The organism is Paenibacillus sp. FSL W8-0194, from assembly GCF_037969745.1.
GTDB lineage: Bacteria > Bacillota > Bacilli > Paenibacillales > Paenibacillaceae > Paenibacillus_AQ > Paenibacillus_AQ cookii.
This window is the reverse complement of record NZ_CP150205.1, coordinates 252932-269819: the sequence shown is the minus strand read 5'-3', so window position 1 is coordinate 269819 and position 16888 is coordinate 252932. Positions and strand designations below refer to the sequence as shown.

11 protein-coding genes and 1 riboswitch are annotated in these 16888 nt (G+C 55.5%); of the genes, 1 reads left to right on the top strand and 10 read right to left on the bottom strand.

Annotated elements, in window-relative coordinates; translation table 11 throughout:
- Positions 1 to 139: 139 nt before the first annotated feature.
- The 6 genes from MKY58_RS01045 to MKY58_RS01020 all read right to left on the bottom strand — a co-directional run bounded on the left by MKY58_RS01045 (position 140) and on the right by MKY58_RS01020 (position 8780).
- Positions 140 to 1267: a GntR family transcriptional regulator gene (locus MKY58_RS01045; RefSeq protein ID WP_339323081.1), complete on the bottom strand. Its 1128-nt coding sequence runs from the start codon at positions 1265 to 1267 to the stop codon at positions 140 to 142.
- Positions 1268 to 1524: 257 nt separating this feature from the next.
- Entirely contained in the window at positions 1525 to 3927 is a 2403-nt protein-coding gene (locus MKY58_RS01040) for a glycoside hydrolase family 95 protein (RefSeq protein ID WP_339323080.1), read from the bottom strand.
- Between the two features lie 457 nt (positions 3928 to 4384).
- Positions 4385 to 4657: a hypothetical protein gene (locus MKY58_RS01035; protein WP_339323079.1), complete on the bottom strand. Its 273-nt coding sequence runs from the start codon at positions 4655 to 4657 to the stop codon at positions 4385 to 4387.
- A gap of 102 nt (positions 4658 to 4759) precedes the next feature.
- A complete protein-coding gene (locus MKY58_RS01030) occupies positions 4760 to 5359 on the bottom strand; it encodes a TetR family transcriptional regulator C-terminal domain-containing protein (RefSeq protein ID WP_339323078.1) in 600 nt (199 codons plus the stop codon).
- 245 nt (positions 5360 to 5604) lie between these two features.
- Positions 5605 to 6933: an MATE family efflux transporter gene (locus tag MKY58_RS01025; RefSeq protein WP_339325010.1), complete on the bottom strand. Its 1329-nt coding sequence runs from the start codon at positions 6931 to 6933 to the stop codon at positions 5605 to 5607.
- Between the two features lie 416 nt (positions 6934 to 7349).
- Positions 7350 to 8780, bottom strand: a complete 1431-nt coding sequence (locus MKY58_RS01020) for an NAD(P)/FAD-dependent oxidoreductase (RefSeq protein WP_339323077.1) — start codon at positions 8778 to 8780, stop codon at positions 7350 to 7352.
- Positions 8781 to 8920: 140 nt separating this feature from the next.
- Positions 8921 to 9020, bottom strand: a riboswitch (purine riboswitch).
- A 281-nt stretch (positions 9021 to 9301) separates the two neighbouring features.
- Between MKY58_RS01020 and MKY58_RS01015 the strand changes: the two genes are divergently transcribed.
- Positions 9302 to 9709, top strand: coding sequence for a VOC family protein (locus MKY58_RS01015; protein ID WP_339323076.1), 408 nt, complete (start codon positions 9302 to 9304; stop codon positions 9707 to 9709).
- Positions 9710 to 9764: 55 nt separating this feature from the next.
- Here the strand turns inward: MKY58_RS01015 and MKY58_RS01010 are convergent, their stop codons facing one another.
- The 4 genes from MKY58_RS01010 to MKY58_RS00995 form a co-directional block, all read right to left on the bottom strand.
- A complete protein-coding gene (locus MKY58_RS01010; protein WP_339323075.1) occupies positions 9765 to 12953 on the bottom strand; it encodes a hypothetical protein in 3189 nt (1062 codons plus the stop codon).
- Positions 12950 to 14212 carry a hypothetical protein gene (locus MKY58_RS01005; protein ID WP_212948614.1) on the bottom strand — a complete coding sequence of 421 codons (1263 nt, stop codon included), beginning with the start codon at positions 14210 to 14212 and terminating at the stop codon, positions 12950 to 12952. The genes MKY58_RS01010 and MKY58_RS01005 overlap by 4 nt, the downstream gene beginning before the upstream one ends.
- A gap of 685 nt (positions 14213 to 14897) precedes the next feature.
- Positions 14898 to 15545, bottom strand: a complete 648-nt coding sequence (locus tag MKY58_RS01000; RefSeq protein ID WP_339323074.1) for a beta-mannanase — start codon at positions 15543 to 15545, stop codon at positions 14898 to 14900.
- A gap of 18 nt (positions 15546 to 15563) precedes the next feature.
- Positions 15564 to 16844 carry a vWA domain-containing protein gene (locus MKY58_RS00995; protein ID WP_339323073.1) on the bottom strand — a complete coding sequence of 427 codons (1281 nt, stop codon included), beginning with the start codon at positions 16842 to 16844 and terminating at the stop codon, positions 15564 to 15566.
- Positions 16845 to 16888: the final 44 nt, after the last annotated feature.

Genomic DNA, 16888 nt, shown 5'->3' with positions numbered 1-16888 from the left:
TTTTAATATATACAATATATCATTTATATCTAAAAATATCATTAAAAAACATCGGCGGGATCCCCAAGAATAGAATGTCGTAAAAAAGAAAAAACCGGCTCTCCACAATCGGAAAAACCGGTTATTGCCACGTATGCGGTTAAGAAGAAGCCGGTCCGGTGGTGCGCAGCGGGACCAGCTCCGGCTGCATAATGATTTTGCTGTACTTCGGCGTATGTGCAGGATTTTCGAGCAGGCGCAGCAGCACTTTTCCCGCTTCGTATCCCATTTGCTCTTCTTTTTGGTTAATGAACGTAAAGATGCTGAACTCCTCGAACATCGGGCTCGGATTGTCGAAGGTGATGATCGATACGTCCTCCGGCACCCGCAGGCCGGCCGCTCTGGCCAAAGACCAGATATGCACGCCAAGCTTGCAGTTCAAGGCGATGTAGGCGGTAGCCATTTTATTTTTGATGAAACGGTACAACGGGTAGTCCTCTTGAAACGGCTCGTCCTGAATGCTGAAATCGGTCAGGATCAACGCCGGATTAATGAGCGCTCCCTGACGCTTCAACGCCTCGTTGTACCCCTGGATCCGCTCCTCGACGGTAACGGTCGGCATCGGCGTGTCGGAACAGATCGCAATGTTGCGGTGCCCTTCGTTCCATAGATGCTCCACGGCAAGGATCGAACCCTGCAGCGGATCGGACAACACGACATTCGTCTCGACGCCCGGCAAATGCCGGTCCAGCAGCACGAACGGATAGTTTTGCATTTTCAGGGCGATGATTTCTTCGTTGTATACCTCGGCATCCACCGGGAAAATCAGCAATCCGTCCACTTTGGAACGCAGCTCGCGAATGGCGTTTTTTTCGAGCTCCTTGGAATTGTACGTAAACATGATGATCAGCGAATATTTGCTGTCCTTCAGCGCTTTGCGGATGCCGCGCACCATTTGGATCGCAAAAAAGTCCTCGATGGAAGGAAAAATAAGCCCGATTTTGGGCGTTGTCGCCTGCTGCGCTTCGAAAGGGCCTTCCCCGGCGTTCTGGATGTAGCTTTCCGGTATGCCCTTGACGTAACTGCCCCGGCCGGGGATCCGGTAAATCCACCCTTCGTTCGCCAGATCGGCCAGCGCGTTGGCCACCGTAATGCGGCTGACCTGAAATTGCTCGATCAATTCCTTTTCGGTCGGAATCCGGTCATCCTCCACCAGCTGCCTGGACGAAATCAATTGTTTGAAGTGGTTTTGGATCTGGATATAGAGCGGTTCCCGTTCCTGACTCATCTGCTACCCCCCAATGACGTTTATTGCTTCGCATGCGGTTGCCCGCCCTTGTGTGTATGGAATGAGCTAAGCGTTCTTCTCCCGTCAGTCCTCCGGATGCGCGTTCCTTAGTCTCGATTCGTTCGTTGGCATGATTTTATAACATTCATTATATCATTTAGGCTGCAAGGCAAGTCAACGGAGCGGATGCGACTTGCGTCGATGGCGATCACCGGAGCCGGGGTGACTTCATCCCCGAAAACATTCGGTCGCTTCGCTCAGGCAGTCCCCGCGTCGACCCGTCGAATGCGCAGCAGCCCTGCCTCCGCCGTTTCGATCGTTACCGAAGTGCCGGCCGTAAAATCGATGTCGAGCGTTTGCCCGCGGTACCTTACTCTGCTCCTTCCGTCGAAATCGGCCGTTACGGTCGCTTCCTCCAGCAGGCCGTTCGCCCAGGATACGTTCACTGTGTAACCGCCCCGAGCCCGCAGTCCTTTGACGCTTCCTTCATTCCACTCCCCCGGCAGGGCCGGCAGCAGATGGATGTCCCGTTCGTGGCTTTGCAGCAGCATTTCGGCGATGCCTGCCGCGGCGCCGAAGTTGCCGTCGATCTGAAACGGCGGATGCGCGCACAGCAGATTCGGATATATGCCGCCCTTATGGTAATCAAAGCCTTCGCCGTCCACGATTGCAAGAAAATTGTTCAGCACCTGCCATGCCTGGTCCCCGTCGCCTAAACGCGACCACAACGCCACTTTCCAGCCCATGCTCCAGCCCGTGCCTTCGTTGCCGCGAATCTCGAGGGAACGCCGCGCCGCCTGCGCGTATTCGGGCGTTCCCGTTACGGTCAGCTCGCTGCCGGGGTACAGGCCGTACAAATGGGAAAGGTGGCGGTGTTTCGGGTCGGCATCGTCGAAATCCCGATCCCATTCCTTAAGCCGGCCGTTCGCGCCGATTTGCAGCGGCGGCAGCTTGCTCCGCGCTTCCCGGCAGCGATCGGCGAAATCCTCTCCTTCTCCCAGCAAACCGCAGACCTCGATGACGATTCCAAACAGCTCCCGGCACAGCGTCATGTCCATGGTCGAAGCCCGCGAGACCGAGCTATGCCGGTCCGTGCCCGGCACGATAAAGCTGTTTTCCGGCGAAGTGGACGGGCTGGTGATGAGCCGTCCAGCATTATCGGCCACCAGCCAGTCGAGCAAAAACCCGGCGGCTTCGCGGATCAGCGGCCATGCCCGGTCCTTCAGGAAACTCAGATCTTTGGTAAACAAATAATGCTCCCACAAATGGCTGCACAGCCAGGCCCCGGCCATCGGCCAATAAGCCCACTGCGCATCCCCGTGCGGCCCGACGTTGTTCGTACGCCATAAATCCGACATCGTATGCGCGGTCCAGCCCCGGCATCCGTACTGAATCCGGGCCGTACGCGCGCCGGTGACGGCCTGCTGCCCGATCAGGTCCAAAAGCGGCTCGTGGCATTCGGACAAATGGCAGGTTTCGGCAAGCCAGTAGTTCATCTGCACGTTGATGTTGAAATGGTAGTCGCAGTTCCAGGGCGGCTGCACCTTGTCGTTCCATATCCCCTGCAGGTTGGCCGCCTGCGTTCCGGGCCTCGAGCTCGATATGAGCAGGTAGCGGCCGTATTGGAACACGAGGCTGAGCATATCCAGGTCTTTGGCGCCGTTCATGATGCGGCGAAGCCGCTCGTCCGTCGGCAGGCCGCGCGGGACATCCGCGCGTTGCGGGGAGCCCAATTGAAGATCTACGCGCTTGAACAGCGCCTGATAATCGCGTACATGCGCCTCCAGCAGCGCATCGAAGCTTTGGCCCTCCGCTTTGTGCATGACGCGGCGGCAGACCGCCGCCGGATCGATGCCGCTATGCCCCGGAATCCGGTCCGAACCGTCAAAGCTTGTCGCCGATGTATACAACAGCGTGACGCCGCTCGCGCCCGACAAGATCAGCCGGCCATCCCCGGCATGAAGGCGCCCCCCTTCAGGAAGCACGCGAACAAACGCGGCGTAGCGCATCGGCCTTCCCGGCTGTTCTTCGTCATAAATCACGGCCGGTTCTTGCCCGTTGTTGTGGTTCTGCACCCGCAGAGGGCATTCGCCCGTCAGCAGCAGCGAGCCGTCAGAATAAGCCTGCACGGCATGCTTCAGCTCCGAAGTCAAAGACACCGCCAGCTCCACGCCAGCCGGATCGGCGCTTTCGATGCGGACGGCCATGACCTGGTCGGCCGCCGAAATAAACGCCGTGCGGACCTGCCTGCGTCCTTCCGCGCCGAATTCGGTCCGGGCAACCGCCGTATCCAGGTCCAGCGAACGGGTATAGTCCCGTTCATCCGGCTCCCCCGCAAATTCCAAAATCAAATCGCCGAGCGGCTGATACGGCTGCACGCCTTGCCCGGGCATGCCGAGCATGCTGCGCTCGATCAGCTGCTGCGCCTCCGCGTATTTTTCCTCCGCCAGCAGGCGGCGGGCTTCCGGCAAGGAGGCTGCCGCCCCCGGATGATCCTCTTGAACCGGATAACCGGCCCAAAGCGTATCCTCGTTCAACTGCAGCCGTTCGCGCCGAATGCCGCCGAACACCATCGCGCCCATTCGTCCGTTGCCCAGCGGGAGCGCCTCCTCCCATTTTTTCGCGGGCTGCTTGTACCAAAGCATGTTCCCCTTCGCCATTTTCGCCGACCCCCATCTCATTTTTCTATGGCTCTTACCCATAGCTATATAATCCACGATGTTATTCGGTTCGGCTGGTGCCCCAGCGCCTATCGCACGCCGCAAGCGCTTCCATATTCAGCGATATGACCGAATCGGTCCAGAGCGGCACCAGTCCTTTTGATTACCCCATCTCCGTATTGAGGAACATTGTACACTCTCGACATCCAAAATTAAACATATTATTCAAAGAAAAAAGAGCCCTCCCTGCTCCCCCATCGGACGCAAACATTCCAATAGGCGGATGAGAAACGACCCTCACGAATGTATTCATCGGCACTTTCAGACGGTGGTGCTTTTGCCCAAGAGCGGTCTCCTTTTCCGTTCGTTTCACTGATAGACTGCCTTTTCCAAGTATGGCTCCCGTTCTGCCTATGCTGCAAGGTTAGCGGAGTTTTAGGCCGGGCTCAAAAACGGATCAGAACTTTACCTTTTTCGGACATACCTTGTAGACCGCAAACGCGACGATCCCATATATCGCGCCGTACATGACCCATGCGTCGATATTGGCCGCCAAAGCGGACAAGTCATTTGCAAGAAACAGCAGCGGAAGCAGCAGCGCGATGGCTGCCCCGACCAGGATGTTGACGTGCAGCAGGCGGCAAAACACCCCGATCAAAACCGCCAGGAGCGGACAGATAACAAATGCGGGAAGAAGGACGTTCATCCTTTCGAACAACCAATAAAGCATGCACATCACCTCCACTATAACGTCATCCTTATTAAGAAGAACGTTATAGGGATGCAGAAAGTTACCGTTCCGAGGCCAAAACGGCAAAAGTCATGCGTAACATCAAGTGTCGTCCCTCTTCCGGATGCCTCCCACAAAAATGGTCACCGCCTGCTGGAACAGCCGCTGCAGCGGTTCACCGTCCATCGTCAGCGTAAACTGGCACAACGTCCCCATCCAGCTGCCGAACAGCAGCGTCGTCTCTTCGAGGTTCTCGATCGCAAATTCGCCGCTTTCCACCCCTTCACGGAAAATCTCAGCGTAAGCGGCCATCGGCGTAGCCGCCAGACCTTGCAGCGCCTGCAGCGTCTCCGGGGAAGTGTTCGGATTCATCGCCAGCTCCTGGCCTACAGGCAATAGCGGCGTCTTGTAGTTGTTCATGACGAAATATGCCATCCCGTACAGCTTCTCTACGGCCGTCGGGTACGAACCCGCGACCGCCTTCCACTTTTCGCCCCAGTTGCGCATCGTCTCCAGGGACAAGTGGACAAACAGTTTCTCTTTGTTTTCGAAATGGTAGTAAATATGGCCTTTGCTAAACCCCGACTCGCGCGAAATATCCGCGATGGACGTGCCTGCAAAGCCTTTTTGCGCAAACAGCTGCGCCGCTTTCTCGGCGATGACCTGCCGCGTTTCCTCGCTGTTGTAATGACGTTTGTTCATCGAATAAACCCTCTGTTCTTCGGTTCCCTTAATTTTGAACGATTGTTCCATTCCGAGTATATTGCAATAACAGGCGGTCGGCAAGAAGCGCAGCAATTCGCGGATCAAACTTTATTTAAACTCCGCTTCGTCGAGATGGAAGCGAAGTAAAGAAAAAAGCAGCTGCGCTTTTTGCCCTTTAAGGCTAATTGCGCAGGCTGCTTTTTTGCGTTCAGACGAAGCCGCCCTTGGATTTAAAGGCTGATTTATTGCACGAGACTGGTGATCTGTTTCTTTTTCCACGACAACCAGTAATACGAATAGACCAATATCATGCTGACGATAAATGCCGCCGGATAGCCGAGCCAAATGCCGCGAATGCCAAGGCTCGTATGGTACGACAGCACGTAGGCGACAGGCACCTCGACGCACCAGATGGAGATGACGCTGAAGATCATCGGCCACAACACGACGCCGCTGGCGCGCATGGTCGCCGCGACGATCTGCACGTGACCGAAAATGAGGTAACTCCACAACGTAATGACGAGCAGCTCATGGGCGATATTCAGCGTTTCCGGGCTCGTTATGAACCAGGACAAAATATTTTTCGAGAAAATGTAAATCGGGATCATCAGCGCCACGCCGATAATATAGTTCAGCACGATTCCCGCCCGAATGACCTCCTTCAAACGATCATTCTGTTTCGCGCCGATCGACTGCGCCGCCAGGACCGACACCGTCATCCCGAGGCTGATCGCCGGCATCTGGACGTAGCTCACGACCTGGTTCACCGATCCGTATGCCGCGGTGGCATTGGAGCCGAAACGATTGACGAACACGATGACCGCGATTTCGGACAAGGACACAAGGATCATGCTGACGCTGGACGGGATGCCCAAACGGAGCAGCAGCTTCAGCATGTCTTTGTTCATGCCCAGATGCTTGCGTACGGAAGCGTCCAAACGAAGCGGGCTTTTCCTCCAATACGTGTACCAAAGCAGCAGGACGAACGTAATGACGGTCGAAATCACGTTAGCGTACGCCGCGCCGTAAATGCCGAGTTTCGGCAAACCCAGCCATCCGAAGATAAGAACCGGCAGGAAAGCCAGATTCAGCACGGTGCTGACGATCAAGGAATAAAACGGCGTCTTGGAGTCGCCGGTTCCGCGCATAAACGTCGTATAAACCATGTACAGGAACATGACCGGCAAGCTCCAGAACATAATGCGCGCGTAATGGATCGTGACGTCCATAATGTTGGCCGGCGTGCCGACCATGCGCAAAATATCCTCCGTAAAAATGCCGCCGACGATGGCAAGCACGATGCCAAGCAGGAACGTGAAGGTCATGGTCGTGCCGACGATCGTCTTTAACTTCTCCATATTTCCGGCGCCGTAAGCCTGACCGATCAGGATCGCGCTCCCGGAACCGATTCCGATCACGAACGAAACCAGCAGGAAGAACAGCGGGAAAAAGGCCGATATGGCCGCGAGCGCATCCACGCCGATCCAGCGACCGACCACGATCGTGCCGGCCAGCTGGCCGACGGATTGCAGCGCGTTGCTTAAGATGAGCGGAATCAGAAAAGCAATCATGGCGCGGTAGACGCCAGGTTGCGCTTGAGCATTCAATGAGGGCGCGCCTTCAGGCCTTCGGATCTCATCCGCATGCCCGGCGGCCTGTTGTGAGGAACTCATATGACAACATCTCCTTTTATTAGACAAATAATTCATTGGTTTGAAATCCACTTAGACATTATATTGTATCGTTTATTATTTATCAATATAGAAGCCAGGAAATTATTTTTTAAAAAAAGCGTTCCCTCTCATTTTTTTCACGGTTTGTTTCTAACACATTTTTTAACCCATTGGGGTACAAAAAAAGGTACGCCCCTCCGAAAATCGGAAAAGGCATACCTTTAAACAACCTTTGCAATAAAACGATGTTCGCGTCCGGATCACGTCTATCACGCCGTCGGCCATGTTCCGGAACACCTTATGCATATGCATGCTTACAGCGATTCCACGATGCTGCGCGCAATCCACACGCCGGCGGCTCCCGCCTGGGCCAGACCGCGGGTAATGCCCGCGCCGTCGCCCCCGCAATACAGCCCGCGGATTTCCGTCTCCAGCGTTTCCGACAGCTTCGGCCGGGCCGAATAAAACTTCGCCTCCACGCCGTAAAACAGCGTATGCTCAGAAGCGATCCCCGGCGTCACCTGATCCAGCGCCTGCATCATTTCGATCAAGCTTTTCATCGTATTGTACGGAAGGACAAGCCCCAAATCCCCCGGCACCGCTTCCTTCAGCGTCGGCTCCAGGAACCCTTCGCGGATCCGCGCTTCCGTGGAACGTCTGCCGCGCAGAATGTCCCCGTATTTCTGAACGATGATGCCGCCGCCCGACAAATCGTTGGCCCGTTTGCAAATTTCCCGCGCGTATTCGTTCGGCTTGTCGAACGGCTCCGTAAACTTGTGCGAGACGAGCAAAGCGAAGTTCGTATTGCTCGATCCCAGCGCCGGGTCTTTGAAGGAATGGCCGTTGGCCGCCATCGCCCCGGTGTGGTTTTCCACCACGACATGCCCCGAAGGGTTGCTGCAGAACGTTCTGACCCTTGTTCCTACCGACGTGTTAAAGATGAATTTTCCTTCGTATAGATGCTCGTTGATCTCCCGCATGACCACATCGGACGTTTCGACGCGGACGCCGACATCGACCTGATTGTTGTACATTTTCAGCCTGCGCTTTTTCAGGATCGAAGTCAGCCAGCCCGAGCCGTCCCGTCCAGGCGCGATCATCACGCGGTCCGCTTCGTACGTCTCCCCGTTTTTCAGCACGATGCCGTGCACCGTATGCGTGCCGCCGTCTTTGCTCGTGACGATGTCTTCAACTTCCGCTTTGAACATCATATCGACGCGGGTTTTCAAAAATTCGTATATCGATTTCAAAATTTCCAGGTTCTGTTCGGTCCCGAGATGGCGCACCTGTGCCCGCAGCAGCCTCAATCCCGCGGCATAACCGCGCTGCTCGATGCCCCGGATGACGTCGGTCGTCGGGTCGGTGATGTTCGTCGTTGCCCCATGCTCCAGATTCAACGCGTCCACGTAACGGATGAGCTCCATGACCTTGGAAGGAGACAAATAATCCGTCAGCCAGCCGCCGAATTCGGTCGTGATGTTGAATTTCCCGTCGCTATAAGCGCCCGCACCGCCGAAGCCGGCCGTGATCGAACACGCGGGCACGCAGCCGGCAAACTCCTTACGGCCTCCTGCAGGCGGGCAAAGCTTGATTTTGTCCTCCAGAATCGGACAGCTGCGCCGATAAATATCATGGCCCTTATCCACCAAAAGCACCTTCAAATGCGGAGCTTTCAGCACAAATTCATAACAGGCAAAAATGCCGGCCGGACCGGCTCCAACGACAATCACGTCATATTTGTTCATCGCGAACCTCCTGAAAGTATGAGTAGTCGGATTTCATTCCCTGCGGGGCATCCCCGCCCCCGGTGCCATAATCCCGGTTCGGGAATCCGGACAAAATTTCTATAAGCGCAAAAAAAATCCCCGGCGCAGGAACAGGTATGCCAAAAAGCAGTCCTGTTCGTAGCCAGAGATTTACGGTCCCTTGTAGAAACCCTCAAACCATATCAATGAGGATATACGAACAATCTCTCTATATCATCAACAACAAATATAAGTTTATCGAACAAACACGAAAGTGTCAATCAAAAATAATAAAATAATTCGTATTTAATGAATAAAATGAGCGCGTATATTTAGATAACTTAATAAATAGTAGCCTAAAACCGAACATTAAAGAATTGCCTTCTCCTTTTGCTGTGTTTTTCGCCCTTTGCCATGCCGTCATGGTATTGAAAAACGCGGCCGTTGGAGTTATCATGAATGCGCTTCCACAAAAAGACACCGGTAAAACCCATGCCAACGCGATAAGGAGGACTTGCGGAATGATCAAAGGAATCGGGCATTTGGCTTTTGACGTGGCGGACATGGAACGCTCCCTGCATTTTTATTGCGGCGTTCTCGGCTTTAAAAAGGCGTTTTCCATCGAAGACGATCAAGGCAATCCGTGGATCGAATACATTAAAGTCGCCGACGGCCAGTTCATCGAGCTGTTTTACGGCGGCAAGCAAAAACCGGAACGGCCGGAACGCCCCGTCGGCTTTTCCCATCTGTGCCTTGAAGTCGACAGCATCGAGGAAATCGCGGACCATTTGAAACAAAACGGCGTTCCCCTAGACGTGGAGCCGCAGCAGGGGAAGGATCTCAACTGGCAGTGCTGGGCGAGGGATCCCGACGGCAACCGCATCGAATTTATGGCAATGCATCCGGATTCGCCGCAGATGAAGGCCTGAAGCAAAAAATAAGAGCGCCCTTTCCTCCAATGAGGATCAGGACGCTCTGTTTATTTTATGGCGATTCTCCCGATTCATTTCCCGTATCTTGGGTGCCGCCCAGCGAACCGTTTTCGGTGCCGCCCTCCACTGTATTTTGGGTATCCGTAGTGGACGCGCCCTCCCCGGTCACGTCCGTTTTGCCTAACTGGTCTTCCGGTATGATGACGTAAGGCACGTTATCGACCAGCACCTGGTCCACCTTGTTCAGGTCCAGCTTTTTGATCAGTTTGAGCGTTACCGTGCTCGTATAAGCTTCCGGACCGCCGTTCTCCGCCGTTCCGGCTGCCCCGCTGCCGCCGGGGTTATCCCCCCCGTTGGCGGACGTGCCGGACGCATCCGTTCCTGCGGTTCCTTCCTGGCCGGATGCCGTGCCATCCGAAGCGACGGCATCTTCCGGATTTTCGGTTTCGTTGGCCGAACCATCCGAGCCGGACGCCGTATTTTGGCCTCCTGCCGTTCCTTCCGTACCGTTCGCCCCCGAAAGCGTCCCCGTTCCATCCGCGGAACCCGCGCCTTGATCCGATGCCGTTTCTTCCGCGCATGCATGAACGAAACGCGGCGTCGGGACTTCCAAAATGATGCTTCCGTCTTTCCCCATGACGGTCACTTCATTTGCGACGAAATCGCGGCAGGAAGCCGGCTGCTTGAAATGGAAAACAAGCTGGGTCACGCGGGTTTTGTCCGCGTTTTTGATCGTTTTGGACGTCAAGACCGGCACTTCCTTCGCGGCCTCGATCGGTTCCTTCGGCTCCTCCGCCTTATTTTGGTTTTCGGTCGCCGCAACGGGCGGTTTCGCCTCGGCGTTCACCTGCTTCTCCGGCTCTTTTTTGAACCCGCCGTTGGCCTGCATGACGATCAGCATGCCCCCGATCACGACGATCATTAACATCAGCACCGCGCTGAGCTTGAATACTCTCGGGTTGCCCCGGAAAAACTTCACAAGCGGCGACGCCAGCTCGTATCTGGCTTTGTCGTAGACCGCTTTTAACTCCGGAGCCGCCGCGTCGAAATATTTGCGCACGTTTTCTTTGTTTTTGAACGCGGCAGCATCGTAATTTTGGAAATAATTCAAAATCGCCGTCGCGTAAGCCGGAATCAACCCGCGCGGCCGCACGAACGCCGGCTCCTTCGCGGACCATTCGATAAATTCGTAGACCGTCTCGGGATGAGGCGCATGCTTATGCAAAAATTCCATCAGCCCGTTGTAATCCACCGCCCCTGCATCCACATCGTAACAGAAGGCCAGCGTGATGCTGCCGAAACGGGATAACCCGACTTCCTTCCGCAGCCAATTTCGGGCAAGACGCTGAAGCTCGTCCCGCTCCTCCGGAGAAAGTCCTTTCAGCAGGGACGGGTCCGGCTCCACGCTCGTAAACCAGCGGTGCGCGGCCAGCATGACCTCCGCTTTCGAACGGGTGCGGGTGTCAAACCGCGACACCCAGGAGCGGAACTCCTTCGGATTGTTCAAAAAGCCGATTTGCAGCAGCTGCTCTTTCGTGATCTTGTCGAGCTGCACGTCCTTCAGGAGGAACAGGTTCGCCGCATACATCAGCCTGTCGACGAAAAACGAGCCTCCTTCCACCAGCGAAAAACCATGCTGCGGATCCTGGTCCAGCTCGTCCAGCTGATCCAGCACCTGATTGACGGCTTTGACCGGCTCGGCTTCCTTCCGCAGCTTGTCTATCAACTGACTTTCGGCGGTTTGGACAAAAAAGTCGTTGCTTAACACCACCGGATGCGACGTCACCCAGCGATGCAGCAGGTCCGCCACGTCCCGCGCTTTCATCGCTTTTTTCAGCCGGTTTTCGATATATGGGTTAAACATCAGCTTCGGCAGCCCCTGGCTTGCGAGCACCCGGCCAAAAAATGCCGTGCACAGGTCCGCATCGCTTTCGATCATTCCATAGATCGCGGACAGCAGATCCTTGCGGCCAAGGGTTATGGCGTTATTCAGCGCACGGATAAAATACTCCACGATCTTCCGTTCGCTGTGTTTTTTATCGACCCGGTAATAGTCCTTGATGCATTCCAGAATTTCAAGCTCGGGCAGCTCCCCTTGTTTGACCCGGTCAAACTCCAGGTCGAAGCTGGCCAGGAACAAATCGTTCAGCCGCATCTTTGCAGGCAGGGAACCGGCCGGCTCCAATAAATCGAGCATCGCCCGAAGCACGCTTAGCCTGTTCGGTTCGTACAGCTCCAGGTTTCCTTCTTCCATTTGGAAAAGCACGGCAAGCTCGTGGTAGCTGGCGATCGCGATTTGACGGATCGGCTCCATGTCTTTGAGCATCCGGGCCGAAAAATCGTAAAACCGCTCCGCCCGCTCCGGATTGCCAAGGTTAGCCCAGGCAAAATCCAAATAAGGCTGGTCGTCCCAGTCCAGATCGGCGTTTAATATGCGCCCGGCCGCCAGCTCGAACAGAAAGTCCTTTTCGATGCTGCGGTCGTTCAGCCGCAAGCTTCCTTTTTCGACGAACATCATCTGCACGCCTTTTTTGCTCTGAGGCTCCCGCGCATAAGTCTGGAAGCCGAGCTGACGGCGGATGCCGTAAGGAAGGCTGGCAAAAAGCAGCGCCAAAAGCCGTTTCGCTTTTTCGGACAGCTGCTCGATCGGCACGTCCAGCACAATGTAGACCTTTTTCTTGCCGGCCACCGAAGCCATCGCCGCAAACAGCAGCTGCTTGAACGCCTGCTCGTCGATTTTGAGCTCCTGAAGCAGCCCGAGCGCCTCCGCCCGGGTAAGATGGCCGTCATGGTCCTTGGCCGGGATGGCGGGCAGTTCCGGAAGGTCCATCCCCTGCTCGACATCGTACCGTTCGGCAAACGAAGCGTTCAGCCAGGTGCGGTAATCCGTTTCCGGCGAATCTTTGAAATCTGCGGGAATGACGTAGTTATGCGTAAAAAAGGCGCTGCGCAGCCCCGTAAAATCCGCCGGCTGGAATACGCTCCGTCCGACGATCGTATCGCCGGATTCGGTATGGATGACGTGCAGCGCATCCGGATATTCCTGTCCTTCCTTCTCGGTTCGTGCCGCAAGTTCGGCAGGGGCATCGTATTGGCAATACGGATGCAGCACCTTTTTGATATAGGCTTGATCCAGTCCCGAAGAACGGGCGACGGTGTCAAACCCTTCATTATCGCGGAAAATGCCCCGACGCTCGCGCGTATACATTTGCTGCTGCACTACATTCGGGGGTAACATCATGCGTCGACTCTCCCCTCTATGTAATTCAGCTTATACATCAGCCAGATAAACGGCTCATCCACGCGGATCGGGCTGACGACGGACTGCATTTTTTGGTTGACCGGGTTGCTGCCAAGCGCCGATACCGCAAAATACGCCGTGTTGGAAAAATAAACGTCCATCGTGCCTTTGAACGGGCGGTCCACCTTTTCGATGAAGCGGCGGATCTCGCCGTCGATATTTTCGAATTCGGTCAAATTGAGCGCCTTGCGGTGCACCATGTTGTGGAACACGTTGCTGTTCGATTTGATATACTCGCCGTCTTCGTCCTTCAAGGAGTGGAGCATATCGCTTTTGGTCAGCACCACGGCGGTCGGAATGTCGGTTTTCCCCTTATCCTCGTAAGCGATAAAGTCGCCGAACAACGTCAGCACCACGTCGCGCGGCTCGTCGTACTGCGGTACCCACTCTCCCGGCTCGTCTCCCATTTGGATGCGGATTTTATCGCGGATGGAGCGGATTTGCAGCGGATCGACCATAAACAGGATGCCCGCCGAATTTTTGATATGCTGGCCGTGCAGGCCAAGATAATCCTCGTCGACCATCCCTTCGCCCGCCACGTCGAAAAACACCAGCGTCAGCGGCGGTTTGCTCTCGTCCTTGAACACGAATTGGAAAATGAACGGTTCCTGCATTTTTTCCTTCTGGGTCGATGCCAGCAAATCCCCGCGCTCAAACAGGGGTTCCTCGTACATCGTCCGGAATTTGCGGCTGATTTCCGCATTCAGCGGCATGCATGCCGCATTGAAGTGGTCGGCCGTCGAATGCTGCAGCGTATGGATCAGCGACGTCATGTAGACGGATTTGCCGACCTGGGAAGCGCCGATAATGGAAATGATGTTGCTCGGCACCTTGCCCGACGTGACCGGGAGCTCGTTATGGCATTTCGGGCACAGGCGGCGGCGCGTCACCACCCCGTAACGGTCATTCAGGCCGACCAGCACGTGATCGGAATAAATATGACGTTCCTCGGGAATGTCGCTTGGCCGCAAAATGGCCTCCATGTCATACACCGAGTCCAAGCCGAAGCGCTCGCGGTACCGGTTCAGCACCTCGTCCTCCTGCAGCGCGTAATCCTCGTCGTCCTCCCGGCTGTGGGCCGCGCGGAAGACGACTTCGTCCGGCGCGAATTTGCTGAAGCAATACGGACACACAATATCGTAAAAAAGCGGCCTAGGCTCGGCGATCGGTTTCTTTTTGAACATATTGAAAATGCCCATTGGTTTCCCTCTTCCCCCTTTGGCTGGTGGGTTGCCGCACGGCAGCCCCTGCTGCCTGTGCGTATCGATCATGATATCAAAAATGACGAAATAGTTCATGATGAAGCTTTTTATGGAATGATTCGTTTATGTTATTAAAACTTCACTCTATAAATAAGGCTAATATGACTTTATGCCGAGCATTGCGCAGCGGGCCGACGCGACGGACGGAATCGAGCTGCCGATAACGGCGTCCTATCGATTCGTCCTCTCGCGACCGTTTGCGTTCGTCTTATGCGTCTTCCTACTACATTATACTTCCTAAAGCAAGAAACTTCTCGTTTGGGTGCGCGATCCCTATAAAATTTATTGAAGTTGCGTTATTTTCAGCTTCAACGGAGCAGGCGGAGGCACTCTCTTTACTCCTCCGAATTAGCCCACACTTTCCTCTCGAAACACCAAGCGGAATGTAAATTTCCCGGAGAGTTTACGTACATCCTTTGAAGTCGTGTTATGTCCTTGCTTCAACGGAGCAGGCGGAATCATTCTGAAGAAGCGTCAGCGGTCGCCTTTGTCCCCGGATTCCTACCATAACATATATTCCATAGGAATCTGGGGGCAACAGCGATTGGAAGAATGATCCGCATGCGGAGTGATGCCCACCCTAGATAATCACGATTTCAACAGAGGCCAAACCGAGGGAAATTTAAACTTCCGGCACCAACTCATACATCTGCCCATATTTCTTCCCGTCGGTGAAAAACAGCCGCACGTAATCGTTTTTGCCGACTTCGATCACCGGCAGTACGTTTACGCCGGCCTCGAAGTCCGCCACGAAAGGGTACAGCGTGCCGTCGTCTTTATTCGCCGGATATCCGCCGGCCTTTTTGACGTAACAAAGCGCTTCTTTCGGGATCGGAATCTCGGTGGTTACCTTGATTTGCACCGACTTGTATTTTTGCAGCCAACCGCCCTTGTGGCGGATGGAAAACCACACCTTTGCTTTGCCCGTGCTGAATTCCTTCCGGTTCTGGCCGTCATGCTGGCGGATCAGCGCCGGGCCCTCCTCCGTTTCGGTGGCGGCATAAATCGTATAGACGACCTTGCCGACGCCGTCGATCCGGTCGTGATAGCCGTTGGCGGCTTTATATTCGTTCCGGGTATACAGCTTCAGCCTGCTCATGTTCGGCCGGCGGGCATCCGGCATCGGCTCTTCCCCCGCCATGCTGCGCTCGATATAGACCGCCTTGATATCCTCCGGCCAACGCCAGCGGAGCGTGCAGCGGTCTCCATCCAGCTGATGGGTCACGCCGCGAATGAGCATGGAGCTGATATCCGCATCGATGAACCTCATCCCGTTTTCTCCTCCCGTTTAAAATCCTCTGCTACCGTTGTTTTTGGTCCGGTCCGCAAATCCGCCCCGCGAACGCCCGGCCAAACCCGGACGCTGCAGGCCCGCTTCGATCTTTCCGTTCTCTTTGACCGGCACGATCGCTGTAAATACCGCAAGTACGCCGGCGAGCACGAGGCAGGCCAAAAGCCGGATGATGCTGTCTTTCCAATCTTCGCCCGTCAATCCGAATTCCAGCAGCAATCCGGCCAGCAGCCCGGAAACCGTGCCTCCGGCGCCAAAGCTGCGGGCGAGATAACGGTTATCGAAGATCAGCCCGAGCGCAATGCCGATGCCGGCGCCGATCAATGCGAGGAAAACCACGCGGGCGATCAAGTAAAAGGTGCTGTTCTCCTGCGGTCCGGTCCGCTCGGTGAGCAGCGTGCGGTCGCCTGCATCCCGGTATATTTTTTGGAACACCGGCGACAAATCGCCGGCATTTTGCACGTCGTAATACTGTCCGCCCGTTTCCTGCGCGATCGCCTTCAGCAGATCGGAACCTTGCGGGTCCATCAGTCTCAGCCCGATCGTGTTCACTTGGACTTGCTTTTGCTTATAAGGGGCAAGGGCCGCATTCAAGTCTACCTCGCTCGCGCCGTCGGAAAGGAGGACGACCATCGTCCCCCGCCCTGCATTGCCTTCATCCTCGATCTGCTTCATCGCATCCGACAAAGCCAGGCCGATGTCCGTGCCGCCGTCCGTCGCTTCCAGCGCGTCGATTTTCGCCGTCACTTCGTCCTTGGCAGCCTGGTTTTTCATTTTCGCAAACGGCTGCAGCAGCGTCGTCTGATCGTTAAACACCAGCACCGCGACCCTGTTGCCGCCGTCCATCCGGTCGATCATGTTTTTGGCGGCGGCGTATCGTTCGTTGTCCGGGTCCGTCTGCGTCATGCTGCCCGAGTTGTCGATTACCAGCGCGATGTCCTTCACCGGCTTCGTTCCCCCGCCGTTGATCTCGTACACGAATTCGAGCGCCAGCGCCAGGACGAATATCATCACAAGCGTGGCCGGCACCAGCAGCTTCCACGACGTCCCCGCATAACGCTGCTTCCAGGAGGGGCCGTTCAGCCGCGGCGACATGACTTCGGCAATCAGGCAGCCCAGCCCGATACATAAGGCAAGCACGCCGAAATAGAGTCCGATCGCCACGATCCGGGGCCAGTCTTTTCCCCACGTATTCAGCATGATCTCCGCGATGATGTAGCCGACGGCACCGCCAAGCAGGCTGAACAGCAGCAGGAGCAGATTCAATTTTCGCTGCATATCCATCTTCCTTTCCTTTAAGGCCAAACGAAAGTTCGGCGACC

What these genes read in the sequence shown, in the direction of transcription:
- MKY58_RS01015 (WP_339323076.1), top strand. Translation starts at nt 9,302, where the DNA reads ATGATCAAAGGAATCGGGCATTTGGCTTTTGACGTGGCGGACATGGAA.
- MKY58_RS01030 (WP_339323078.1), bottom strand. Translation starts at nt 5,359, where the DNA reads ATGAACAAACGTCATTACAACAGCGAGGAAACGCGGCAGGTCATCGCC.
- MKY58_RS01035 (WP_339323079.1), bottom strand. Translation starts at nt 4,657, where the DNA reads ATGCTTTATTGGTTGTTCGAAAGGATGAACGTCCTTCTTCCCGCATTT.
- MKY58_RS01005 (WP_212948614.1), bottom strand. Translation starts at nt 14,212, where the DNA reads ATGGGCATTTTCAATATGTTCAAAAAGAAACCGATCGCCGAGCCTAGG.
- MKY58_RS01045 (WP_339323081.1), bottom strand. Translation starts at nt 1,267, where the DNA reads ATGAGTCAGGAACGGGAACCGCTCTATATCCAGATCCAAAACCACTTC.
- MKY58_RS01020 (WP_339323077.1), bottom strand. Translation starts at nt 8,780, where the DNA reads ATGAACAAATATGACGTGATTGTCGTTGGAGCCGGTCCGGCCGGCATT.
- MKY58_RS01025 (WP_339325010.1), bottom strand. Translation starts at nt 6,933, where the DNA reads ATGATTGCTTTTCTGATTCCGCTCATCTTAAGCAACGCGCTGCAATCC.
- MKY58_RS01040 (WP_339323080.1), bottom strand. Translation starts at nt 3,927, where the DNA reads ATGGCGAAGGGGAACATGCTTTGGTACAAGCAGCCCGCGAAAAAATGG.
- MKY58_RS00995 (WP_339323073.1), bottom strand. Translation starts at nt 16,844, where the DNA reads ATGCAGCGAAAATTGAATCTGCTCCTGCTGCTGTTCAGCCTGCTTGGC.
- MKY58_RS01000 (WP_339323074.1), bottom strand. Translation starts at nt 15,545, where the DNA reads ATGAGGTTCATCGATGCGGATATCAGCTCCATGCTCATTCGCGGCGTG.
- MKY58_RS01010 (WP_339323075.1), bottom strand. Translation starts at nt 12,953, where the DNA reads ATGATGTTACCCCCGAATGTAGTGCAGCAGCAAATGTATACGCGCGAG.